The following is a 23,084-nucleotide window of genomic DNA, read 5'->3' as shown; positions in this document are numbered from 1 at the left end:
ACGACTCGGGACACTAGAGCGTGTCTGCTATTTACGGACACGATGATGAATGACGAGCGCAGCGAAGAGTACGCCACCGAGGAAGGTGGTGGCGTACTTGTCGTATCGAGTGGCGTTGCCACGCCACTGCTTGAGACGCCCGAAACCACGCTCGACGGTGTTGCGTTCGCGGTAGCGGTCCTTGTCGAACGCCGGCGGTCGACCCCCGTCCGATCCTTTCGCCTTGCGACGTCGGATCTGGTCGCGGCGTTCGGGGATGGTGTGCGAGATTCTGCGTTCCCTCAGGTTCTTTCGGGTGCTCGGGTGCGAGTACGCCTTGTCGGCCAGCAGGCGGAACGCTTCGGTGTCGTGGGCGCGGTGCGCGTCGAGCAGCGGCGCCAGGTAGGGGTTGTCGCCGGCCTGTCCCGGCGAGAGCATCAGCGTCAGTGGGCAGCAGAAGGTGTCGGTGAGGGCGTGGATCTTGGTGCTCAGCCCGCCGCGGGAGCGGCCGAGTGCGTGGTCTGCGGGTTCGTTGGCCAGATTCTTGTCATTCGACCGAGCCCCCTGTGTGCGCATCGGTCAGGGCGCCGGCCGAATGCTGGTGTGCGCGGACAATCGTCGAGTCGATCGACAGCAGACGTTCGAGCTGTCTCTCTCGTTCGGGGGCTGCCGCCCGCACCGTGGCGAACATCCGAATGTAGGTGCCGTCGTCCGACCAGCGGCGATGCCGTTCCCAGATCGACTGCCACGGGCCGAAGTATTCGGGCAGATCGCGCCACGGTGATCCGGTTCGGAACCGCCAGGCGATTCCTTCCAGGGTCAACCGGTGGTCGTTCCATGGACGCCCCCTTCGGCCCGCCAGTGCGGGTAGGACGGGCTCGATCACAGCCCACAGGTCATCGGGGATCTCGTCGGCGCGCAACACATACCCAGCATCACGCATCTATCCCCGAACATTAAGCAGACACGCTCTAGTCGTGGGGCCACCAGTCCCGCCCCCACGTCGCGGCGAGAAACGAGCCCGTACGCGGCCGCCAGGGCGACGGCGGCGAACCCGAGCGACAGCGCCAGCGGCCACCAGCGCGGGTCGACGAACACCCTCGTCTGCTGCGACCACGCGATAGGCGAGAACCAGGACAGCGCACTGCCGTGCTCGCCCACCAGGTCACCGATCCCGCGCAGCAGGAAGGCGGCCCCCAGAACGGCCGCGGAGCACCCGGTGGCGGCCCGCGCGTGTTCGGTCACCTGAGCGGTGAGCGCGGTGATGGCGGCGAAGACCATCCCGAGGGCGGCGAAACCGGTCAGCAGCAGCAGGGATCCGGCCGGGTCGACTCCGGTGCCGGCCAACGCCGCGGCGCCGACGACGACCAAGGCGGCGTTGGCGACGAGCGCGGTGAGCATCGCCGCGGTCAGCGGAGCGAGCCTGCCGACCACCCCGGCGAGCACGAGTTCGGTGCGCCCGGCTTCCTCTTCCATGCGGGTGTGCCGCACGATCAGCATGATGTTCATCAGCGCGGTCGCCACCATCAGGTACAGGGCGTACTGGTTGGCCAGGAACGCCTCCCGAGTCGGGGCGTCCATGCCGTAGCCGGGACCGGACATCATCACCGCGGCAGGGGTATTGGCGAACGATGCGACGTTCTCGATGTCCTCGGGGGTGGGATAGGCCAGCTTCAGGGCGTTGGCGAAGTACATCGTCATCACCGCGGTGCCCAGCACCCACGCGGGCAGCTTGATCCGGTCCCGCCGCAGAGTGAACCGCACCAGAGTCGCGGTGCCGCGCAGGGAGGTCATCACCGCCGCCCGATCTCGGCGACCTCACGGTCGTCGCCGTAGTGGCGCAGAAACAGCTTTTCGAGGGACGGTGGTGCACTCTCGAGGCTGCGCACCCCGTACCCGGCGAGGTGCCGGATCACCTCGTCGAGGCGGGTATGGTCGACCTCGAAGACGGTGCGCCCGTGCTCGATCCGCAGCTCGTGCACCCCGTCGAGCCGGGCGAGACCGTCGGCGTCGCGGTCGGTGGTGACGGTGATCGTCGAGCGGGTCAGATGCCGCAACTGTTCGAGGGTGCCGGATTCGACCGCGCGCCCGTCCCGGATGATGGTGACGGTGTCGCAGAGCTTTTCGACCTCGGCGAGGATATGACTCGACAACAACACGGACTTCCCGTCGCGTTTGGCCTCGCCGATGCACTGCTGGAAGACCTGCTCCATCAGCGGGTCCAGGCCCGAGGTCGGTTCGTCGAGGATGAGCAGTTCCACGTCGGAGGCCAATCCGGCGATCAGCGCGACCTTTTGGCGGTTGCCCTTGGAGTAGGTGCGGCACTTCTTGCGCGGATCGAGGTCGAAGCGGTCGATCAGGTCGGCGCGGCGGGCCGGGTCGACGCGCCCGCGCAGCCGGCACAGCAGGTCGATCGCCTCCCCGCCGGTCAGGGTCGGCCAGAGGCTGACATCGCCGGGCACATAGGCCAGGCGCTGGTGCAGGGTAACGGCATCGTGCCAGGGGTCGGCTCCGAGGACCGTGGCCCGGCCGGTGTCGGCGCGCAGCAGCCCGAGCAGGATTCGGATGGTGGTGGACTTGCCGGCGCCGTTGGGGCCGAGGAAGCCGGCGACGGTGCCGCGGGCGACGGTCAGGTCGAGATTGTCCAGTGCGGTCACCGGGCCGAATTTCGGCTCTCTTGCTCTGAATGTGGATGGCCCTGCATGTGGTAAGGCAGGTGGTGTGGGGGTGGGCGCACGGGCCGCCCGTAGGGTCGAAAGTTCCTACACAACCGGCCCAAAGGAGCTTGCCCGTGCGCGCCTCAACCCTACTCAACAGGCCGCTGTGCCTACCGAGGGCCACCGTCCGCGACGTCGAGATCCTCGACGAGCGGGTGGTGGTGAGGGTGCGTCCCCAACGCCGCCGGATGCGGTGCCCGTACTGCTCCTTCACGACCGTGCACCGCTACGACACCCGGGACGTCGACTCGTCGTGGCGGCATCTTGACCTGGGCGGACGGGTGTGTGTGCTCACCCTGCGGCGTCGGCGGTTGCGGTGCCCCGAGCACGGTGTACACGCCGAGGCGGTCGACTTCGCCCGCCCCGGCTCCGGGTTCACGACCGACTTCGAGGACCTCGCGGTGTGGCTGGCCACCAGGACCGACAAGTCCACGGTGTCGGTGTTCTGCCGGGTCACCTGGCGCACCGTCGGGGCCATGTGTTCACGGGTGGTCGCCGACAAACTTGCCCCGGACCGGTTCACGAATCTGGTCGACATCGGGGTGGACGAGATTTCGTGGCGCCGGCACCACAAGTACCTCACCCTCGTCTCCGACCACGAGTCCGGCAAGATCGTCTGGGGCACCGAGGGCAAGAACGCCGCCGCGCTCGGCACCTTCTTCACCGACACCCTGCCCGAGGGCGCGGCGCAGCGGATCGAGGCGGTGTCGATGGACCTCGGACCGGCCTACGTCAAGGCGGTACGCGAGCACGCCCCGCAGGCGACGATCTGTTTCGACCCGTTCCACGTCGTCAAACTCGCGACCGACGCCCTCGACGACGTGCGCCGCCAGGCGTGGCAGCTCGCCCGCACCCTGTCGGACAAGCAGATCGCGAAGACGTACCGGGGCGCCCGGTGGGCGCTGCTCAAGAATCCCGAAAACCTCACCGATAAACAGGCTTCGACGCTCGAGGCACTCAAACGCGACGGCGGCGCACTGGGACGGGCCTACGAACTCAAGGAAGCCCTGCGCGCGGTCTTCGCGGGCGATCTCGGCGACGAGGAGACGATCGCGATGCTCGGCCGTTGGTGTTCGTGGGCGCAGCGTTGCCGCATACCGCAGTTCGTCAAGGTGGGCAAAACCATCCGGAAGCACCTCGACGGCATCCTCGCGGCCATCGCCCGCAGACTTGCAAACGGACGCCATGAGGGCCTGAACAACAAGGTCCGGCTGATAATCCGCCGGGCCTACGGATTCCACACCGCCGAGAACGCCCTCGCACTGATCCTGCTCGCCTGCGGACCCGTCACCCTCACCCTCCCATATCACACGGCAACCCATCCACATTCATGACAGGGGAGCCTAACAAATGATCTTGCAGTTTGAGGGTGGTCGGCGGGATTCGGCGAGGTCAGGGATGGTTCTGGTAGGTGGGCGGCTTCGTGATGGTGCGGCCGGCGGAGTCGGCGAAGCTGGGGATGCCCAACGTGACGGCGCTGTGGCGGCGGGCGGTGATCTGGTCCATCTCGGCGAGCTTGGCACGGGCGCCGGCGAGGCTGACCTTCAGGCCCTCGGCCTCGCCGAACCAGCGGCGGGATTCGGCTTCGGCGATTCGGGCGAGGAGGTTGTCACGGATCTGCTCGAGGCGGGGCCTGGCGGCGGGGTCCGGACGCAGGAGCGGACAGCGTAGGCAGCTGTGTTCATGGATTTCCCCGGAAATTTGCCGTGTTGCCGGTGATGGCGTTGCGTGGCTGTGCAAGTCATGGCGGTGCCGGATGCGGTGAGTAGTGGGGTGTTGGCCGTTAATAGGTCGGGCGTTGCTGGCCGGGGTGGATGGCTGCGATGTGCGCTGCGCGCGCCCGGGTGGTGTGCCGTCGAAGGTTGTCATTCTCGATCGTGAGGGCGTGCAGTGCGCGGGCGAAGACCTCGTTCGCAGTGCGGTAGTTGTCGCGCTCTTCGCGGAGTTGGTCGATGCGCGACCTCAGCTGCGCAATTTCGCTGTGCAGCTTGTCGGGCCGTGATGCCGTCGCGGGCTCGACGTTCGGCGTAGAACCGCTCCTTGAGGTCGGTGTGCTTGTGGGTCAGCTTGTTCCGCTTCAGCCCTGCCTCCTCGGCGAGGCTGATGATGTCCAGGTTGCCGGACGAACGCAGCGGTGTGCCAGCGAGGAGGCGCTCCATGGCGGCGAGGATGGCGTCGCGTTCTTCCTGATCGGTCATGGCTGTTTCGGCTCCTCGATGGTGGCGGTCTTGGTGCGTTCGTGCCGGTCAACGAGTTTCTGGAGGGCTGTGATGCGCTGTTTCAGTCGTTCTTTCAGCGGGACCGGGGTGAGTGAGCTGGCAGCCTGATCGGCCAACTCGGCGATCTCGGATCTGAGGTTGTCGATGTGGGTGTCGGTGCGAGCGATGTTGGCGCAGGCGGGGTCGCAGCGGTCGATGGCTGGCGGCAGGACCCGGCTGGTGGCTCGTGGAGTCCTCTCGGGATGGCAGAGTGCCTTGGCGGGGTCGTGGTTGCAGGTGAGGAAGGCGTTCGGGTTGTCGTAAATGTGGATTTCGGGCTCCTCGAGCAGGGCTGCGGCCTGCCGAGGTGTGAGGAACTTCCCTTGGAATCGGGTTCGGGCGTTGCGCGCGGCCTGGATCATGCGTTCGGCGGCGGGGCCGGAGACGCCCTGTCCGTCCTTCAGGTCCTCGGCGACGGTGTCGAGGTAGTCGGCCATGGCTCGGGCGGTTTCGATGTCGAGCACCCGTCGCAGGCCCTGGCGGGCTCGGCCGGAGTAGCCCTCGCCGACGACGGATGTTCGTAGATGCCCGTATTGCAGTGCCAGGGCGATGCGGCCGCCGGGAAGGCGGCCGATGTGCCAGGCGATGGTGCGCCGGAGGCGGTTGACGACGATGTCGCCGTCAGGGTCATCGGGGATGCGCTCGTCGTTCAGGCCGTTGCTGGCGACGTAGTCGTTGACCCAGGCGATGAACGATGCGATGCGGGCATTGGCAGCCAGTGTCGTCATCGCATCGCCGGTGCGCTGGCGGCGGCCGCAGGTGCCGGTGATCCACGGTGGGTTCGTGGGAAACAGCAAGGGCCCGTCGACGATGCGTTCGAGAACTCGGACGGCGTCGGCGACCGGAGGGATCACGGTCCAGGGAAGTTCGCGGGGGACGCCGCCGCGGGCGGGTGTGCTGTCGGGGGTGCGGGCTCCCTTGAAGAACAGGCCGTGGAGCTGGTAGCGGATGCTGCCGGTGCCGTCGTCGATCGGGTCGGGACAGCAGCCGACCTGGAGTTCGAGGGCTTCGCCTGGGCGGACACCGCTGAGGTAGAGGATCACGATCATCGCGGCTGTCGCCAGGCGGGTCATGAGAAGCGGGGCGTCGTGAAAGTCGATGTGCGACGTCCATTGTTGTCCGTGGATCATGCCGTTCACCGGCGAAGACAGTGGTGCGTCGAGGCCAACGGGGACGTTGTTCTCGCGGTATTTGGTGGCCTCGTATTTGACGTGACGGTCGCTGGTGTCGAACATTCCGGCGAGGTATTGGGCGGCGACACCGCGCCGTCCGCGGGCGATCCCGCCGGGCAGTTCACCATGCTCGGCGATCCACTTGTCCAGGAATGCGCGCAGCGCCGCGGTGGCGCCGGGGTTGGGGTGTTCCCGGATGCGGGCGAGGAGTCGCTGGTGCTCGCGCCAGGCGGCGATGATGTCGTCGGCGAAGTCGAGGAAACGCAAGGACCAGATCAGCAGCGGTGACATCACCGCCGGGTGGATGGCCGCGGTGGTGTTCTCGTTCGGTGTCGTGTCGGTGGCGAGGTAGTGCTTGAGACCTTCGTTTTCCCAGGCGGGCATAGGGATTCGGTCCGTGGCCGGCAGGTGTGGGGCGAATCCCCATAACAGTGTGACCGCGTTGAGGTCGTCCTGCGCGATGGCGATGGAGCAGCCGCGTCGGCCGATGTGGGCGGCGTAGTCGGCGAGCAGGTCGTGGTCCACCTCGTGAAGGCTGGTGCCACTGTGGTCGGTGAGCCAGGTGGCGAAGCGCCGCCAGCCGAGGAACACCTGCGCCATCGTGCCCGGCGCCGGCCATTCGACGCGGGCGGTAGCGGCTCGATGCAGCAGAGCGGCGGGGGTGGGCAGGTTCACCAGGGCCCAGCCTGCTCGGCGGAACGATTCGCGCAGTGTCTCGGGAAAGGCGGCCCAGTTCACCGTCTTGCTGCTCTCGGTGCGGCGGTGGCTCAGCACGGTGTAGTTCCAGCGCCGGTCGCCGAACCGCGACACCCGGTCCGGGTCGGCGCCCCCGGGGAGTCGGCCGGCGGTGGCGGATGGGTCTTCGGCGGACGTGCCAGGTCTCGTCGGCCTGGCCGACGCTGGCGTGTGATGTCGTCACGTATCGAGCCTCCGATGCAGAAGTCGGTCGATCAGCGTTCGGTCGGTGTCGCTGATCGCGCGCAGCGCGACCGCCTGCTCCGCGGTGGTGGTGTGTTCGGCGAGCAGCAGGTGCAGGCGGTGGAAGTGTCCGCGCCAGTCCTGATCCCACACGGCCTGGTCGACGGTTCCCCGTAGCTCGTTCAGCCCGCGGTGCAGATAGACCAGGCGCGGCAGGTGCCGCCGGGTGACGATGGCGTTCTCGCAGCGCAGGCACCACAGAAACGAGGCGGTGCAGGGCTGGCCGGGTTCGTCGGTGAACGGGCCGTCGAAGAAGTCCGCGCACGCGGTGGTCGCGGTGTCCATGTCGCCGCGCTGGATGGCTCTGGCCAGGTCGGGATCATCGGACAGTTCGATCAGTTCGTTGGCGTTGTCGCCGAGCATGATGCGCATCTTCACCACAGTGTGTGCGTGGTCGAGTGCGTCGGTGAGGCCCTGGGCGATCGTCTGCTGGGCCTCGGCCCGGGACGCCGGATCGCGCAGCATGTAGACCGAATCGTGGGTTTCCTCGGTGTTCTGCGCAGGCTGTTTGCGGATGAGCACCTGAACGGTGCGGCGGATCCGGCGCAGGCTGACCCGCAGCGGTGTCCCCTCCGGGGTGGACAGTCCGGCGTCGATGGACCATCGGGCGACGACACTGGGGCCGGGGATGCCGAGGCAGAACGGGTCGTCGGGGGTGCCGGTGCGGCGGCTGACCAGCAGCTGGTCGGTTGGGCGTCGAGCAATTCGAGGGTCTGGCGGGCGAGTTCGGTCGCCTCGATCGCGTGGCGCATGAGTCGTCCGGGACTGTCGGGGCCGGTGTCGACGAGGTTGTTGCTGGTGTAGCGCAACCTGACCGGCCGGCGCCGTTTGTGGATCTCCACCAGGTGGATGTCGAACTCGTCGTCGCCGACGGCCGGGTCATGGCCGGGGACACGCATCCGGTGCAGCACGCTGCGGTTCCAGCCCTCGCTGGCCACCAGCAGCACCGCGAGCGCGAACGCCTCCGGACCAGTCAAAAACAACCTGGCCCAGGTCTTGTCAGCGCCGCGGCCGCCCAGCACGCGGGCGTGCCGATGCAACACGTCCGCACGACCTCCGTAGCGGGGGACGTCCCCGGTGCGCAGAATCGCGTCCAGCGCCTCGCCGATCACCCAATCCGTGCCGCCCGAGGCGTATTCACCGGCATACCAGCGGCGAAGGTGCTCGCGGTTGCCGCTAATCCGGACCAACGCGGTATTGAAGGTGGCCGCCGCCTGGGACCGGATCTGTTCGAACCGGTCGTAGGAGTAGGCGACCTCCGTCGGGTGTGGGCCCTGCGCGATCCGCCGGTCGATCGCGGTCAGCGTGTCGGCCGGAAGACCGTGGACCAGGGGAAGGACCGTCCGCAGCATGGCCAGCCGGTTGCGGGCAGTGTGGTTGTTCGGCAACGACAATCGCCACGCAGCCCAGATTGCCGGGCTGATCTCGGCCGTCGAGGAGGGCGCGTCGTCGCGAGTGAGAAGGTATTCCAGGAACGCACGCAGTGCCCAGTACCCGTTCCTGCAGGTCTCCCCGGAACGCCAGGTCCCAGCGGGTCCGGACTTGCGATCCAGCGCCGCGGCGAACGCGCGGCGAAGCTCGATGCTGCCGGGCAGCGTGGTGAAGTCGAAAGTGCCCTCCACTCCGCTGCTTTCGCCGAACACCGTCACGATCAGGCCGGTCGGGTCCAGCGACGAGGGCCGGGTGAAGCCTGCGCCGGGCAGCGCGGCCCGGCGCTGATGACGGCGTGCGGTCACTGTTCGTCCTCGCCGACGTCCATGACCCGTCGGCTCGATGCGGCGACTCGGGCCAGGACCGCGTCCAGGTCCTCGCTGCCGTCCAGCATCGTGGCCAAGCGAATCCCGTTCAACGGTTCTAACGGTGACGTCGGATATTCGAACTGTCCGAATTCCTCATGCTCTCGATGATCGTCGGCTGATTTCGGCGGCGTAGTTGGTCCAGTCTCCGGCGGACAGTCGCTGCCATGCGACGGCGACGTCGGTGTGGATGCCGAGGGTGCGGGCCAGGATCGCTGCGGGGATCTCGGTGGCGAGCTGGAACAGGGCGGTGCTGCGGTCGGCGCCGGGCCGGATGCCGAGCTTGTTCAGCCGTTCGACGAGTTGGCCGGTGCTGATGGGTCGGCCGGGCTGACCGCCCGGGAACAGCCAGAGCGATGGTGTCAGCGCACCGATTGTCGCGTGGCCCTTGCGTTTTGCGGCGACCGCTTGTGCAAGCTCGTCGACGGGATGGGGAAGATGGATGGGTGAGGAGCCCAGGTGCAGCTTGACGGCGCCATTGCCGGTCTCGAGGTCGACGATGGTCAGCCGCGAGATTGCTGCCGAGGTTTGGGCGTAGAGAAGTACGAGCAGGCCCGCGAGCCGGTCTTCGGCCTTGACGGTGTCGTCGTGCAGCAGCCGCCGCGCGATGTCCCATCGGTGTTGGTCATCGAGCGGCCGGGTGGGGCCCATCCAGCGGCGGGCGGGGATGCGGACGCTGATCAGCTTGTTCTTGTGGGCCCAGCGTATGAAGTGCCCGGCGGAGCCGCGGTTGACCGCGGTGTTGTCGGTGAGCCATTGGTCGAGGTCGGCTTGTTGACAGGTGCCGAGGGCGAGCTGGTGATCGGTCAGCCAGCCGAGGAAGGCGACGGCTCCGTAGATGCGTTGCCGGACCGAGTTGAACTGCTGGATCGTGGTGAGGGCGCCGTTGTTGCGTTGCCGCAATCGGCGGACGAGCTGCCAGGTGGTGTAGCGGTGCAGCACGCTTCGCTGTTCGGGATCCGACTGGGCGGCCACCACGCGGCCGACCAGCTGCTCAGCGCGGATCATGTGCTCGTCACGTTCGGACAGGGCGCCGACACCGACGAGGACCTGCCGCAGGTGAGCGAGAGCTTTGCTGTCGGGCAATTCGTCCAGCGCTTCGTGAGTCAGCGCCCGTCGACCGGCGGCGAGGTCGGCCAGTACGGGCGCAACGGACTTCTTCCTCAGCCATCGCATCGCGGTGATCGGGTGCTCGGCGGTCGCGATGTTGTTCCGCAGCGCTTGCAGCCCGGGATGCAGAGACGCCGAAGGCGGGCCCAGGATTCCGTTGAGGCCCTGGTTGATGAGGCAGCGGCCGCATTGCCCAGGATGCGGGTGGGTGGGGTCGCTGCAGGTCGGGCAGTCATGCCAGATGGGGAGGGTGGTGCAGTCCTCGCAGCGTGGCTGGTCCAGGGTGCCGGAGACGATGGCCGCGGTCCGGCCGCAGGAACAACACCGTGCCGTGCGTCTCTGGCAGGCAGGACACCACGGTCGTCCGGTGGTTCGGGATGTGCCGCAGAGCTTTTCTTCGCCGCAGATCGAACACGCAGCGGTCGGGAGGGGCGGGCAGCTGACGCAGATAGGGCCGTCCGGCGTGCGGGTGCTGACTGGCCGGCGGCGCCCGCAATTGAGGCAGATTTCGAGGTTGTCAGGGTCAGTGACCAGGCAGTTCGGGCAGAGCGGCCTGCCTTGTTCGTCTCGTGTCGCGGGCTCGCGGTTCGCGCCGCAGCGCGTGCATTCTTCGACACGGCTGTGGGCGATGCAGGTGCGGCAGACGCGTTGTCCGTCGAGGGGTTTGTCGATCCGAACGACCCGGTGGCAGCGAGGGCATGCCGGTCGGACGATCCCGGCGACGTCTGCGGCGTGAAGGGCCTCGATCAACGGAACGATGGCCCGGACTGGAGCGAGATGGCCAGCGCCGGTTAATAGTTCGGGTTGAGCTTCCAGTGCCCAGCCGATCCTGCGCTGATGGGAGGGCCGGGAGGCGAGCTTGCCGACGGCGGTGGCGATGAGGTCTCGGTCGACGTCCGGGTCGAGCCGGGTGATCACGCTGTGTATGACGCCGATTGGGTCGCGGTCGTCGCGGTCGGGGCATTGGGCGCAGCGGGGCTGTCCGGCGCGGTCCCGGGTCGTGACGTGACGCTGTCGGTCGCAGGCCGCGCAGGTCAGTGGCCGGATGCCGCAGGATCCGCAGTACCAGTCCTGACCGCGCCGCTGCAGGGTCCGCATCGGTTTGCTGCAGCCGGCGCAGACCGGCGGGGAAACCTCCGCGCCCGCCTCCCGCAGAGCGCTCGGCGAGAAAGGCCGCGAGCCGCCGCGACTTCGCCCGCCCGCCGGCGACTCCGGTGACGACGGCCCGGACCTGGTCCGCTGTCAGTCGACCATCGACCGCCAGCACCAGGTCCGTGACGAACCCGACGGGGTCTGAGATCGCGCGACCGTGGTCCGCTGCGGTCACGACGGTTCGGCGCCGCGGATCCGCGCCCGCCGGGGGCGTAGGTTCCCGATGCCGGCCTCGGCGCCGACAGCCCTCTTGCCGCGCGTGGTGGCGTCGGCGGCAACGGCCGGTTCGATCAGGTCGTCCATGGTGCAGTCGAGGATGTCCAGTAGCGCCATCAAGATTTTCAGGCTCATCCGTTCGGGCCGTTCGACCACGAGCCGATAGACCTGGCTCGAGGACAAGGTGATGCCGCGTTTGTCCAGCGGTTCGATCAGGTCGGTGGTTTGGAACATGCCGCGGTCGGCCATGACGTTGCGCAGGTGCCAGTGGTAATCGAGTTTGGCGGGCATCATCGATCCTTTCCTGCAGGGGCCAGTACGGGCGCCAGCGCCTTCTGCAGCATGGTGTTCATGTAGTCGGTGCTGACGTGGGTATAGATGGCCGTGGAACTGTCGCTTTCGTGCCCGACTTGCGATTGGATGAATCGACGGTCGGCGCCATCCTCGGTGAGGTGGGTGACGTAGGAGTGCCGGGCGCTGTGCACGACCAGCGCTTTCGGGAGCTTGAGCGCATCCCGGTAGGCGACGAAGCGGGCGTTGATCTCCGCGGGCTTGATCCGCCCGCCGCGCTCGGTGACCCAGAGCGCCGGATGATCGGGGCAGCCGAACCGGGGCCGGACGTGCTCGACGTAGTCGACCACGGCTTCCACCGCCCAATCCATCACCGACAGCACATTCCGCCGCCGCGGCGGCTGGCCGCGTTTCGCCTTCCCGTAGCGGACGTTGAGTGTGCCGTAACGGCCGAACTGCGGCGCCGCCGGGTTGCGACCGAAGTCCACCAGATCCAGTTTGGCCGCTTCGGAGCGGCGTAGGCCCCATCCGTATATGACCTTGAAGATCGTCGCATCGCGATAAGCGGCAAGGGCCCCTTTGCGTTTCGCGCGCACCGCGCGCTCGACCTGATCGTCGGCATAGTCGAGGAATCGTTGCATCTCCTCCCGGCTGAACGGGCGCGCCTCCGGTCGGCCCTCGTAGTCGTTGAGATGGGCGATCGTGTTCCACTCGTGACAGATCGCCACCGGATGGGTGCCGAACGCTTCCTCACACGCGACAGCCCACCCATATCGGCCGTCGACCAGGTACTCGCTGAACAACCGCAAGCCGCACTGGTAGCCCCGGATGGTCGACGGCGCCAGGTGCTTTTCGCTGGTCAGCCAGAGCGACCATTCATCGATGTCCGTCGGGGTCCACTGCCACGGATAGTCGTTGACGAACTCCATGAACCGCCGGACCAGCTTCTCCCGGGCCGTGATCGTTTCCTCTCGCAGCCCGCGGGCAGCCTGCTGGGCGCGCCAACCGCGAAACATCGCTTCCGCCATCGCATCCTGCGGGCGCAACTGCGCCACCCCGGACACCAGCTCCAGATGAGCCGCCCCGGCGAGGTCGACCTGCCGCAACCCACACTCCTTACGCCACCGAACAGTGCGAGAATCATGCATCAGGCGGGATCATTGAGGCAAACTTGCTGGCCAACAGGCGTTCTCTCGTCACCGCTGCGGTAATCTCACGCTGCTCCCCATCAGGCCACCAGCAGATTTTCGCCCGTCTGATGCAATTCCCGAGGGTTCAGATACGTTTCCCGGGTCGGCTGCTCGCTCCTGTGCCCCAATAGGTCTTTGACCAGTGCGAACGCGTCACCGTAGACCTTGCGCAGATCGTCGCGTTCCTCGCGGCTCAAGCCGAACCGCTGGTCCAGCGCCCGATGCAGGGTCACCAGCATCTTCAAGGCGAACGAGTGCCGGCAGACATGCGGAGTCGTGATGATGGGTTTACCGAACTGAGCGCATCGCTGGTTCGCCGAACGGAATACCGCCTCCCATGAGCGGTAGTCCATCGGCATTCCGCCTTCGGTCAACCACAGTGCCAGCGGCTCCAAGCCCGAGGTGCCCTCGATGAACAGCAGCCTCCGCCCTCGCTCGCCGATCAGCCGGATCGCGTCTTCACCACGCCGGCCGAGCCGGTCTTCCCACTCGACCCGGCAGTCCTTGCTGAGCGAGATCCGGGTGACGATCCGCATCCCGGGCAACCGGTGGTACCGGCCCTGCCGTTGTGCCCGCCGGATCGCCGCCCGCCGTGTCGTGGCCATGTATGTGGTCACACCCGCCAACGCCGCGGCCGACACATAGAACATGCGCTCCCGCCGTTTGGCGATCGCCGCGGCCACCGTCCCCTCGTAGTAGACCTGGTCTTCCAGCGCGTGCGGCACCTCCGGTGCCAACAAGGAGCCCCCCTCCCGCAGCCGCAGTCCGCTGTCGAACAGCAGGTCCGCGAAGGCCGCGTTCCGGCCGTCGTTGCGACCCCGCCAACCCTGTTGCGGCAGCCCGGCCGCGTCGTAGCCTCGCAGCCCGATGTCACGCCACAGCCGATAGGTGCGCGGCGTCAGCCATTTCACGTTCGATGCCCGCACATCCTTGGGCCGGTTATTCGCCACCTCCAGCACCGTGCCGTCGCGGCGGCGCACCGTGGTCGTCAGCACCGGGGAACGGGCGATGTGCCCGACCGCCAGGGCCCATCCGTAGAGCAGCTTGAACGCGGCCAACTCCCGCGCCCACTTACTGCCTCCAATGCGGCGCGGGTTGTCTTCCGACCGGCGTCGCCATGACTCGTAGTCGTCGATGTCCTCGTGATCGGCTTGGTCCCAATGCTTCTCACGCTGGTGTAGGAAGCTAAAGAACAGCCGGTAGTCCTTGGCATAGGCGTGCTTGGTCTCTTCCGCCAGAAACGCGAATCGCGACCGTTCCGGCCCACGGGGCCAGCGCCATGATGATGACGATCGGGGCGGACATCAGTCCACCCAGGCGCCCGTAGTGGGTGGCGCCCCACCGGTCGGTGATCGCGGTGGCCTGGATCAGGGTGAAGATCCCCCGGACCAGCCCAGCACCGACGGCGACCGCAATCAGCGCCACCACCGTGGACACGATCCCGAGCAGCGCGGTGGTGACCGCGGTGGCGGCAAGGATCGCGACGATTCGGGTGCGGGCGGTGGTGCGGGCGGCGATCGGGAGGTAACCGAGACGGCCGAGGACCTGCCCGGCACCGCCGAGTCCGAGGGTGAGGGCGGCCAGCGACGGGGAGAAGCCCTGTTCGATCAGCAACGGCACCAGGTTGAACACGCCGGCGAATGCGGCGAACGCTCCGAGACTGAGCGCGACGACGAGGGCCGCGAACGCGCGGCTGTGGGAGGCGTCGCGGTGATCGACCGGATGGTTTCCAGTCGGGGCGGGTGGGTGCGGCCACCGGCCACGGAGGCCGAGTAGGTGCCCGGGCACGTGATGATCGCCAGGATGGCGGCGAGGACGAGATATGTGATCCGCCAGTCGTAGCGGTCGACCAGCGCCGCGGTGAGCAGGGCAAAGACAGTGCTGGCCAGCCCGGCGGCCAGAGTCAGGATCATCAGCGCCTTGACGTAGCCGTCGCCGTACCAGCGGGTCAGCGCCGCAAAGGCGGGCGGATACAGCACGCCGCCCATCGCGATACCGGCGGCGATCCACCCGGCGTAGAACATCGGCAGGGTGGGCGCGGCCGCCACCACCAGCAAAGACGGGACGGCGAGGACGGATCCGGAGGTCATCACCGTCCGGGGCCCGATCCGGTCGATGATCCGTCCCACCGGGATCCCGGTGAGTGCGGCGGCGAGCTGGCTCAGCGAGAACGCCGCCACGATCACCGGCAGCGACCACCCGGTATCGGCCGAGATCGACACCGACAGCACGGGAAACGCGTAGTAGAGGATTCCCCAGCTGGTGATCTCGGTCAGGCACAGCACCGCCAGGACCCGCCATAGACCGACCCGGTCGAGGGTGTCGTTCCGTGGCAGGGTCGTGGTGTCAGCCACGGGCTATCCGTCGGCGCGGGTGGACAGGGTGATCAGCTGCGGGGGCGGCGGCTGCGCAGCAGCCGCCCTCGACGGCCGCGGTGTCGAGTTCGTCGAAGACCCCGGCGCCGCCGCAGACCCCGGCTTCGGGCAGGGTGAGCTCGACTCGGGCCGCGGCGTCGTGGTCGCCGGCCAGGGCGGCGGCGATGCTGCGGACCTGCTCGTATCCGGTCATCGCCAGGAATGTCGGGGCCCGTCCGTAGCTCTTCATCCCGGCCAGGAACACATTCGGCTCCGGGTGCGACAGTTCGGCGACCCCGTGCGGGTAGACGGTGCCGCAGGAGTGCACGTTCGGGTCGATCAACGACGCCAACTCCACTGGGGCCTGCAGCACGCGGTCGAGGCCGAGGCGGATCTCCGAGAGCCAGGACAGGTCCGGCCGGAACCCGGTGAGCACCACGACCCGGTCGACATTGCCGATGCGGGCGCCGGCATCGGAGGTCAACTCCACCTGCCCATCGGTGGATTCGATGGTGGCGGTGCGGAATCCGGTGACCACCTGCAGCATTCCGTCGTCGACCGCCTGCTTGGCGCGCAATCCGAGGGCGCCGCGGGCGGGCAGCTGGTCGGATTCGCCGCCACCGAACGTGGAACTCATGTCGCCGCGGCGCAGCACCCAGGTAATGCGGGTGCCCGGCGCCTGCTTCTCCAGGTTCGCCAGCGCGACGATGGCGGTCAGCGCGGAGTGCCCGCTGCCGGCGATGACGGTGTGCTTGCCGGCGTAGCGGGCGCGCACGTCTTTGTCGTCGAGGTCGGGGACCCGGTACTCGATGTGCCCAGCGGCGGCCTTCTCGCCGAGCGCGGGCAGGCCCTCGCCGCCGAGCGGGTTCGGGGTGGTCCAGGTGCCGGAGGCGTCGATGACCGCCTGGGCGAGGACGCGGTCCTCGGTGCCATCGGCGCGACGCAGGTGCACGGACAGTGGTTCGGTGTCGCGACCGGCGTCGACGACCCGGTCGCGGCCGCGGCGGGCCACTCCGATCACCTCGGTGCCCAGCTGCACGATGTCGCCGAGAGCGGGGCCAGCGGCCGCAGGTAGTCGCGGGTCCAGGCTTCGCCGGTGGGATAGGCCTCGTCACCCGGGGCCGCCCATCCGGTGGTCTCGAGCAGGCGGCGGGCGGCGGGGTCGATCAGCTCTCCCTCCAGCGGGAGAACAGCCGCACGTGGTTCCACTCGGCGATTGCTGCACCGGCGGTCTCACCGCGTTCAAGGACCACCGGGGTCAGGCCGCGTTCATGCAGCTGCGCGGTGGCGGCCAGGCCGATCGGTCCGGCACCCACTACGACTATGGGCAAGGTGTTCATCACGAGCATCCTTTCATCGATGTTCATCGATCCTCTGATTTCGGAGAGTATCGACATGCGTCGATGAATGCAACCATCGATGAATATCGATATAGTGAAGGCATGACTTCCCTGGACATACCGGCCGTCCGCACCGCCGATCAGGTGGATGCGTTGGCGCCGGAGGACGCGGTCACCTACGCCGGCTGGTTCGCCTGCCTGGCCGACCCCACCCGGGTGCGACTACTGCATCAGGTCGCGTCCCGCCCGGCGGGGATCACCGTCGGCGACCTCGCCGAGGCCCTGGGTATCGGCCAGCCGACGATCTCGCACCACGTCCGCAAGCTCGCCGACGTCGGGTTCGTCACCGTCCACAAGGACCGCACCAGCACCGTCGTCATGGTCAACCCCTCTTGCTGCACCGGCCTGCCGCACGCCGCCGACGCGGTCATGGGGGTGCTGACCCCGCGCCCGTGCTGCCCGGACGACTTCCCGGAGGACGTCACCGTCCGTCCCATGACCGACGAGGATTGGGAGGCGGTGCGCCGGATCTACGGTGAGGGGATCGCCACCCGCAACGCCACCTTCACCACCGAGGTCCAGCCCGCGAGACCCTGGCCGCGCAATGGGTGCCGGATCAGCGGTGGGTCGCCGAGATCGACGGCACCGCGGTCGGCTGGGCGGCGCTGAGCCCGGTGTCCGGGCGGGACTGCTACCGAGGGGTGGCCGAGAACTCCGTCTACGTCGCCGACGGGATGCGCGGCCGCGGCGTCGGCAAGGCCCTGTTGCGCACCCAGGTCATCGCCGCCGACGAGGCCGGGCTGTGGACGCTGCAGACCTCGATCTTCCCGGAGAACCGGGCCAGCATCGCCCTGCACCACTCCGCCGGATTCCGCACTCTCGGGGCCCGTGAGCGCATCGCCCGACTCGACGGGATCTGGCGAGACACCGTGTTCCTCGAACGCCGCAGCCAGCTGGGATGACGGTGGAGGTCGAGCTGTTGTTCTTCGAGGGGTGTCCGCACTGGGAGTTTGCGCGCACCCGTCTCGCCGAGGCCCTGGCCGCCACCGGTAATGCCGGAACGCCTGTACTGCTGCGGCGGATCGAGACGGCGGCATCGGCCCGGGCCGCGGGGTTCGCCGGGTCGCCGTCGATCCGTATCGACGGTATCGACCCCTTTGACACCGCCTGCGTCGGTGGGTTGACATGCCGGATGTACGACACCGAGAACGGGGTGCAGGGCGCCCCCACTGTCGCCCAGCTGACCGCCGCCATCCGGCGCCTCGAGGCTGGCGCCGGCCACAGGTAAGCCACCGATAGCACAACCCAGCCACGACTGTTGCCCTCCGGCCTGCGCCGACGGACGATGACGTCATCGGAAGACTTGCCGTTCTCGCTGGAGGTGGTCGCCGTGCCCGCCGACGACCTCCGGGTCGATCGCGGGGAGATCGCCCGCGACTACGACCGGGCCGCCAGCGACTTTCACCGATTGCTCGACTCGGCCGGCGTCGCCGATTTGCACCGCCGATCCGCCGGCACCCGCTGGACGAATCAGGAACTGCTCTTCCACATGCGGTTCGGCTACATGATCGTGCTGCGCCTGCTGGTGCTGGTGCGGGTGATCTCCCGGCTTCCGGCACCGGTCGGCCGCGGCTTCGCCCGACTGCTCAACGCCACGCCCCTCTTCGACGTCGTCAACTACCTCGGCTCCGCCGGAGGAGGACGAGTGTTCGACCGGAATCGGTTGGGCCGGAAGTTCGATCGAGTCGTCGCGGCGCTGCAACGCCGCCTGGACCGGGAAGCCGAGCCGAATTTCGGTCGGGGTATGCCCTATCCGACCCGGTGGGATCCGTTCTTCACCGAATACATGACCGTCGAGGACATCTACCGGTACCCCGGACGGCCCTTCGACTTCCACCGCAACCAGCTCACCCTCGGCTGAGCACCCGCGGCGCCACCACGGATTCGTTCACCGGATGTTCGCTTGCCCTCTGATTTGATGTCTGTCAATATCGACGTGTGTCGAATCAGGAAGCGTTGGAGAGCGGTGCGTGTTGCTCGCCGCTGGTGCGTGAGCCGTTGACCGAGGATTGGGCCGGGGATCTGGCCCGGATGTTCAAGGCACTCGGTGACCCGGTCCGCCTGCGGCTGCTCAGCCTGGTCGCCTCCCATGCCGGCGGTGAGGCGTGCGTGTGCGACATCTCCGAAACGTTCAACCTGTCGCAGCCGACGATCTCCCATCACCTGAAGGTGCTCCGCTCCGCCGGTCTGCTGGACTGCGAACGCCGCGGCACCTGGGTCTACTACTGGGTGGTCCCGTCCGCGTTGCAGCAGCTGTCCGCGGTGCTGCTCACCGAAGGTGGACCCGTCGTACCGTCCGAGACATGCGCGGCGGAGGTGCCGGCATGAGCGAGGCAACCACCACCGAACACCACCCGGCCGTCGTCGGCAAACTGTCTACCCTCGACCGGTACCTGCCGGTGTGGATCGGCGTCGCCATGGTGGCCGGGCTGCTGCTGGGCAGGATGATCCCCGGCCTGGGCGATGCCCTGTCCGCGGTGGAGGTCGACGGAATATCCCTGCCGATCGCCCTCGGTCTGCTGATCATGATGTACCCGGTGCTGGCGAAGGTCCGCTACGACCGTCTCGACACCGTCACCGGCGACCGCAAACTCCTCGTCGGGTCCCTCGTACTGAACTGGGTACTCGGCCCGGCGTTGATGTTCGCCCTGGCCTGGCTGCTGCTGCCGGATCTGCCCGAGTACCGCACCGGCCTGATCATCGTCGGGCTGGCCCGCTGCATCGCGATGGTGATCATCTGGAACGACCTCGCCTGCGGTGACCGCGAGGCCGCCGCCGTGCTGGTGGCGATCAACTCGGTGTTCCAGGTGATCATGTTCGCCGTCCTCGGCTGGTTCTACCTTTCGGTCCTGCCCGGTTGGCTCGGCCTCGAGCAAACCACCATCGACACCTCGCCGTGGCAGATCGCGAAGTCGGTGCTCATCTTCCTCGGCATCCCGCTGCTCGCCGGCTACCTCACCCGCCGCTACGGCGAAAAGGCAAAGGGCCGCACCTGGTACGAGTCCAAGTTCATCCCCCGCATCGGGCCGTGGGCGCTCTACGGGCTGCTGTTCACCATCGTCATCCTCTTCGCCCTGCAGGGCGAGCAGATCACCTCCCAGCCGCTCGACGTCGTCCGCATCGCGATCCCGCTACTCGCCTACTTCGCGATCATGTGGGGCGGCGGCTACGCCCTCGGCGCCGCAATGGGTCTCGGGTACGAGCGCACCACCACCCTGGCGTTCACCGCCGCGGGCAACAACTTCGAACTCGCCATCGCCGTCGCCATCGCCACCTACGGCGCCACCTCCGGCCAAGCACTCGCCGGTGTCGTCGGCCCACTGATCGAGGTGCCCGTCCTCGTCGGACTCGTCTATGTCTCCCTGGCACTGCGCAACCGGTTCTCGCATTCCGCTGGTTTCACCGACACCCCCGCATCCGCATCTGCATCTGTGACGAAGGAGTCCTGATGTCCGAACCGCTCGATGAGGAACTGCGCTCCCCGCTCCACCGGGCGCAACCGGAACTGCTGATGCCGCAAGCGATTCTGTCGCGGACCGCGGCGGATCTGTCGGCGAAGTACACCGGGGTGTTCTCCCCGCAGACGGTGGAGCGGTACGTCTTCGAGTCCTACACCGCGCTACGGCGTACCTCCAAGGTGCACACCCACCTGACCACCCTGGCCGGCCGATTCGCCGCCGACCGGCTCACCGCCCTGGCCCAATCCCGCGGTGCGGCGCCGAAGGATGTGCCGGAGGTGCTGTTCGTTTGCGTCCACAATGCCGGCCGCTCCCAGATGGCCGCCGCCCTCCTCGCTCACCACGCCCAGGGCCGGGTGCACGTGCGCTCCGCCGGGTCCGCCCCGATCCACGCGATCAACCCCACCGTGGCCCTGGCGATGACCGAGCTCGGGATCGACCTGGGTGCCGAGTACCCGAAGCCGCTGACCGACGACGTCGCCGCCGCCGCGGACGTCGTGTCGATGGGCTGCGGCGACGCCTGCGCGAGCTACCCCGGCAAGCGGTACCTCGACTGGGCCCTCGCCGACCCCGACGCACAGCCTCTCGACGTCGTGCGGGTCATCCGCAACGACCTCGACACCCGGGTGCAGCAGCTGCTCCGCGAGCTCACCACCGTCCCGGCCTAATCGGAAACAACTCGTCACCTTTCCCTTCGTTCCGAAAGGACCGCCATGCCCACCACTCCCAGCGTGTTGTTCGTCTGCGTCCACAACGCCGGCCGCTCCCAGATGGCCGCCGGATTCCTCACCCACCTCGCCGGTGACCAGGTCGAGGTCCGCTCCGCCGGATCCGCCCCCGCCGAGACCATCAACTCCGCCGCCGTGCAGGCGATGGCCGAGATCGGCATCGACATCTCCAATCAGTCCCCGAAGATCCTCACCCCCGACGCCGTCGAGACCTCCGACGTGGTCATCACCATGGGCTGCGGCGACGCCTGCCCCGTCTTCCCAGGGGTCAGCTACCGCGACTGGGCGCTCGAGGACCCGGCCGGCAGGCGTCGACGCGGTCCGCCCGATCCGCGACGACATCAAAGCCCGGGTCGAGGCGCTGATCGCCGAACTCGTCCCCGCCACCGCCTGAGCGACGGAGGCGAGACGATGAGCAGACCCTCCGTGTTGTTCGTGTGCGTGAAGAACGGCGGCAAGGGTTGGGTGCGCCAATTACCGGCCAATCGGACAGTATCGCTGTGAGCGGCCGGGGTTTACGCTCCGCTGGTGGATGTCATGCACTTACTCGACCCTTTCGTCAGCGGGGACGCCTCGGCGGCAGCGGTCTCGACGGACTGGGACGAGATCCGGATCTGGTCGGAGCAGGCTTACATGCCGTACCGCGTGCCGCCGAGTGGTTCTGCCATGCGGCCACGGTGGAACACGTTCTCGACGTCCATCGGCGAGCTCACTCTCACCCGTTTCCGATACGGGATCCCGGTCACGGTCGACGAGTTCTCCGCCGACGCCGGCAACATACTGGTGCTGACCACTGTCCGCGGACGAGCTCAGCACCGAGTTGGTCAAGACGAGATCGGCATCGGCATCGCACCGGGTGGCGCCTTCGTGGTGGATTGCAGCCGTATCGATCACGACGTCGACCTCGACGATTCGGGTCTCCAGCTGAATTTGACGGTGCCGCATCGCTTCTTCGCTGATCTCGCCTACCCATGGTGTGGGTTCGTCCCGGACGACCGCCTGTGGCAGCACAAGTGTGTGGTGGGGAGCGAACGCCACTCGTGGAACGCGCTGCTCGCCCAAACCATCTGCTCGATCCGTGCTGATCCCAACCGGATCGCGAAGCGACCTCAGCTAGAGGACATGTTGCTCGGTCACCTGCTCAGCGAGTCGGTTTCCGCCGCAGACGTTCAACTCGACGGGAGTGCGGCACCCGGCGGGCCGGGTCGCCGGCGCAACCGTCGCCGAGGCAGTGCGGGGTGGCCTGGACTGTCGGGAGGTCACCTCGCTCCGCGGAGTGATCCAGCACTTTCCGGGCGTACGCAAGAACTGGGCGTACACCTTCCTAGTCGACGAGGAACCGGAACCCATCGGCCGTCCGGCCGGCGCAATCGGCTGGGCCGGACTCGCGAATCTGTACTACTGAATCGACCGCGACAACGGCATCGCCGGATTTTGGGCCACTCAGAATCCTGTCTCTGGCCGACGCCGTCTCAGCGCGCGCCCAGGCACACACACGTCCCACCGCCGACGGTTCGACCCACACCGTTGCTTCCGCCTGGACCGCCACTTCTCCGCGCCGGCTGGGCCTCTGATTCACATGCCCAGCCGGGAACGAGAAGCAGACGGACGTTGGGCGACGGGCGGGCCGTGTGCGGCCCGCCCCCGAGCTACACCGTGACCAGCTCGACAACGTGCTGAAATAGAAACGAGATGAGATTACATGACCGACAAGCTGAAGTTCTTCTCACAGGAATGGTGTGACGACGCACGCGAGGCTGTCAACGCGAACCCCGACATGCTCGCCGGATTCAAGGACCCGTCGTCGTTCACCAACAAGATAGAGTTCGGTGTCATCGGCCGCGACGACGTCGCCAGCCACCTCGAATTCAAGGAAGGCAAAATCATCTCGTTTTCACCGCGAGTCTTCGACCAGAGCGAGCTGTGGCTGATCATCAACGGCAGCTTCCAGACCTGGCAGACCGCGGCGGCCGGCGAAGAAGAGGGCGGGAAGCTTCTGATGAAGGGCCAGATCAAGTTTGCCAAGGGGCCGATGTCCGCGGCGATCGAGAACGCCGACGCCCTCAACGCCTTCCTGCGCACCTGGGGACAGATCCCCACCGACTGGGACGTGTAATTGGCCGCGGCCCACACATTCACACCACTGCGCTCCGCACGCGGGACTCAGGCCCTCCACTGCGATGAGTCCCGCCACTGCGCCCGTTAACGGGACTTCTCCCAAAGGATTTCACATGTTAACACTCATTATCCACGCTGTAATCGACTCCGTAAGTGTGATCACGCGT

General features: G+C 67.6%; 20 protein-coding genes and 6 pseudogenes. 11 read left to right on the top strand and 15 right to left on the bottom strand.

The genetic code is table 11. The features are described 5' to 3' along the window. Nucleotides 1–27: 27 nt before the first annotated feature. The 3 genes from GFS60_RS36400 to GFS60_RS36390 all read right to left on the bottom strand — a co-directional run bounded on the left by GFS60_RS36400 (nucleotide 28) and on the right by GFS60_RS36390 (nucleotide 2,636). Nucleotides 28–904, bottom strand: a protein-coding gene (locus GFS60_RS36400) for an IS5 family transposase (RefSeq protein WP_442972235.1) whose coding sequence is annotated in 2 segments (ribosomal slippage) — nucleotides 28–558 and nucleotides 560–904 — 876 coding nt in all. Because the reading frame shifts where the segments join, the coding sequence is not laid out codon by codon here. Further along, complete coding sequence (locus GFS60_RS36395) at nucleotides 862–1,773, bottom strand: hypothetical protein (protein ID WP_159929380.1); 912 nt, start codon at nucleotides 1,771–1,773, stop codon at nucleotides 862–864. The genes GFS60_RS36400 and GFS60_RS36395 overlap by 43 nt, the downstream gene beginning before the upstream one ends. Continuing rightward, nucleotides 1,773–2,636 carry an ABC transporter ATP-binding protein gene (locus GFS60_RS36390; RefSeq protein WP_159929378.1) on the bottom strand — a complete coding sequence of 288 codons (864 nt, stop codon included), beginning with the start codon at nucleotides 2,634–2,636 and terminating at the stop codon, nucleotides 1,773–1,775. Before GFS60_RS36390 ends, GFS60_RS36395 begins: the two co-directional genes overlap by 1 nt. 134 nt (nucleotides 2,637–2,770) lie before the next feature. Between GFS60_RS36390 and GFS60_RS36385 the strand changes: the two genes are divergently transcribed. Further along, nucleotides 2,771–4,030, top strand: a complete 1,260-nt coding sequence (locus GFS60_RS36385; protein WP_054248223.1) for an ISL3 family transposase — start codon at nucleotides 2,771–2,773, stop codon at nucleotides 4,028–4,030. Nucleotides 4,031–4,088: 58 nt separating this feature from the next. Here GFS60_RS36385 and GFS60_RS39725 read toward each other — a convergent pair whose 3' ends face one another. From GFS60_RS39725 to GFS60_RS36355, 6 genes are all read right to left on the bottom strand, one after another. Beyond that, a complete protein-coding gene (locus tag GFS60_RS39725; RefSeq protein ID WP_236603715.1) occupies nucleotides 4,089–4,565 on the bottom strand; it encodes a hypothetical protein in 477 nt (158 codons plus the stop codon). Continuing rightward, nucleotides 4,562–4,894: a hypothetical protein gene (locus GFS60_RS36375; protein ID WP_159929376.1), complete on the bottom strand. Its 333-nt coding sequence runs from the start codon at nucleotides 4,892–4,894 to the stop codon at nucleotides 4,562–4,564. The genes GFS60_RS39725 and GFS60_RS36375 overlap by 4 nt, the downstream gene beginning before the upstream one ends. Next, entirely contained in the window at nucleotides 4,891–6,936 is a 2,046-nt protein-coding gene (locus tag GFS60_RS36370) for an integrase (protein ID WP_159929374.1), read from the bottom strand. The genes GFS60_RS36375 and GFS60_RS36370 overlap by 4 nt, the downstream gene beginning before the upstream one ends. 105 nt (nucleotides 6,937–7,041) lie before the next feature. After that, nucleotides 7,042–7,569: a hypothetical protein gene (locus tag GFS60_RS36365; protein ID WP_159929372.1), complete on the bottom strand. Its 528-nt coding sequence runs from the start codon at nucleotides 7,567–7,569 to the stop codon at nucleotides 7,042–7,044. Continuing rightward, nucleotides 7,479–8,840, bottom strand: coding sequence for a hypothetical protein (locus GFS60_RS36360; protein ID WP_159929370.1), 1,362 nt, complete (start codon nucleotides 8,838–8,840; stop codon nucleotides 7,479–7,481). Before GFS60_RS36360 ends, GFS60_RS36365 begins: the two co-directional genes overlap by 91 nt. Before the next feature lie 156 nt (nucleotides 8,841–8,996). Then, entirely contained in the window at nucleotides 8,997–11,108 is a 2,112-nt protein-coding gene (locus tag GFS60_RS36355) for a hypothetical protein (protein ID WP_236603714.1), read from the bottom strand. Nucleotides 11,109–11,112: 4 nt separating this feature from the next. On the opposite strand from GFS60_RS36355, the gene GFS60_RS36350 reads away from it, so the two are divergent. Continuing rightward, nucleotides 11,113–11,307: a hypothetical protein gene (locus GFS60_RS36350; RefSeq protein WP_054246427.1), complete on the top strand. Its 195-nt coding sequence runs from the start codon at nucleotides 11,113–11,115 to the stop codon at nucleotides 11,305–11,307. A 26-nt stretch (nucleotides 11,308–11,333) separates the two neighbouring features. On the opposite strand, the gene GFS60_RS36345 is transcribed toward GFS60_RS36350, so the two are convergent. The 6 genes and pseudogenes from GFS60_RS36345 to GFS60_RS36325 form a co-directional block, all read right to left on the bottom strand. Continuing rightward, nucleotides 11,334–11,669, bottom strand: coding sequence for a helix-turn-helix domain-containing protein (locus tag GFS60_RS36345; RefSeq protein ID WP_201453713.1), 336 nt, complete (start codon nucleotides 11,667–11,669; stop codon nucleotides 11,334–11,336). Further along, on the bottom strand, nucleotides 11,669–12,775 hold the full coding sequence (locus GFS60_RS36340; protein ID WP_164709527.1) for a tyrosine-type recombinase/integrase: 1,107 nt from the start codon (nucleotides 12,773–12,775) through the stop codon (nucleotides 11,669–11,671). The genes GFS60_RS36345 and GFS60_RS36340 overlap by 1 nt, the downstream gene beginning before the upstream one ends. A 122-nt stretch (nucleotides 12,776–12,897) precedes the next feature. Beyond that, complete coding sequence (locus GFS60_RS36335) at nucleotides 12,898–13,917, bottom strand: hypothetical protein (RefSeq protein ID WP_236603713.1); 1,020 nt, start codon at nucleotides 13,915–13,917, stop codon at nucleotides 12,898–12,900. 21 nt (nucleotides 13,918–13,938) lie between these two features. Continuing rightward, a pseudogene (locus GFS60_RS40605) lies at nucleotides 13,939–14,055 on the bottom strand (hypothetical protein); the annotation flags it as partial. Then, nucleotides 14,045–15,213: pseudogene (locus tag GFS60_RS36330) on the bottom strand (MFS transporter). The pseudogenes GFS60_RS36330 and GFS60_RS40605, both read right to left, overlap by 11 nt. Nucleotides 15,214–15,216: 3 nt before the next feature. Then, a pseudogene (locus GFS60_RS36325) lies at nucleotides 15,217–16,553 on the bottom strand (NAD(P)-binding domain-containing protein). Nucleotides 16,554–16,655: 102 nt separating this feature from the next. On the opposite strand from GFS60_RS36325, the pseudogene GFS60_RS36320 reads away from it, so the two are divergent. From GFS60_RS36320 to GFS60_RS36275, 9 genes and pseudogenes are all read left to right on the top strand, one after another. Then, nucleotides 16,656–17,515 (top strand): annotated as a pseudogene (locus GFS60_RS36320) (helix-turn-helix domain-containing GNAT family N-acetyltransferase). Next, entirely contained in the window at nucleotides 17,512–17,841 is a 330-nt protein-coding gene (locus GFS60_RS36315; protein ID WP_236603712.1) for a thioredoxin family protein, read from the top strand. Before GFS60_RS36320 ends, GFS60_RS36315 begins: the two are co-directional and overlap by 4 nt. A 57-nt stretch (nucleotides 17,842–17,898) precedes the next feature. Next, entirely contained in the window at nucleotides 17,899–18,474 is a 576-nt protein-coding gene (locus tag GFS60_RS36310) for a DinB family protein (protein WP_159929368.1), read from the top strand. A gap of 77 nt (nucleotides 18,475–18,551) precedes the next feature. Then, nucleotides 18,552–18,941 (top strand): ArsR/SmtB family transcription factor, encoded by a 390-nt coding sequence (locus tag GFS60_RS36305; protein WP_159929366.1) that lies wholly within the window; start codon nucleotides 18,552–18,554, stop codon nucleotides 18,939–18,941. Continuing rightward, nucleotides 18,938–20,062: an ACR3 family arsenite efflux transporter gene (gene arsB, locus GFS60_RS36300; RefSeq protein WP_159929364.1), complete on the top strand. Its 1,125-nt coding sequence runs from the start codon at nucleotides 18,938–18,940 to the stop codon at nucleotides 20,060–20,062. Before GFS60_RS36305 ends, arsB begins: the two co-directional genes overlap by 4 nt. Next, complete coding sequence (locus tag GFS60_RS36295; RefSeq protein WP_159929362.1) at nucleotides 20,062–20,739, top strand: arsenate reductase/protein-tyrosine-phosphatase family protein; 678 nt, start codon at nucleotides 20,062–20,064, stop codon at nucleotides 20,737–20,739. Before arsB ends, GFS60_RS36295 begins: the two co-directional genes overlap by 1 nt. Before the next feature lie 45 nt (nucleotides 20,740–20,784). Beyond that, nucleotides 20,785–21,193: pseudogene (locus tag GFS60_RS36290) on the top strand (arsenate reductase ArsC). 798 nt (nucleotides 21,194–21,991) lie between these two features. Then, nucleotides 21,992–22,373 (top strand): annotated as a pseudogene (locus tag GFS60_RS40600) (hypothetical protein); the annotation flags it as partial. A gap of 128 nt (nucleotides 22,374–22,501) precedes the next feature. Next, the gene (locus GFS60_RS36275) at nucleotides 22,502–22,915 is read left to right on the top strand and encodes a hypothetical protein (protein ID WP_159929360.1); all 414 of its coding nucleotides are present in this window, start codon (nucleotides 22,502–22,504) and stop codon (nucleotides 22,913–22,915) included. Nucleotides 22,916–23,084 lie beyond the last annotated feature (169 nt).

The sequence above is a fragment of the Rhodococcus sp. WAY2 genome (genome assembly GCF_009859915.1).
Classification (GTDB): domain Bacteria; phylum Actinomycetota; class Actinomycetes; order Mycobacteriales; family Mycobacteriaceae; genus Rhodococcus_F; species Rhodococcus_F oxybenzonivorans.
This window is presented reverse-complemented; position numbering and strand designations above follow the sequence as displayed.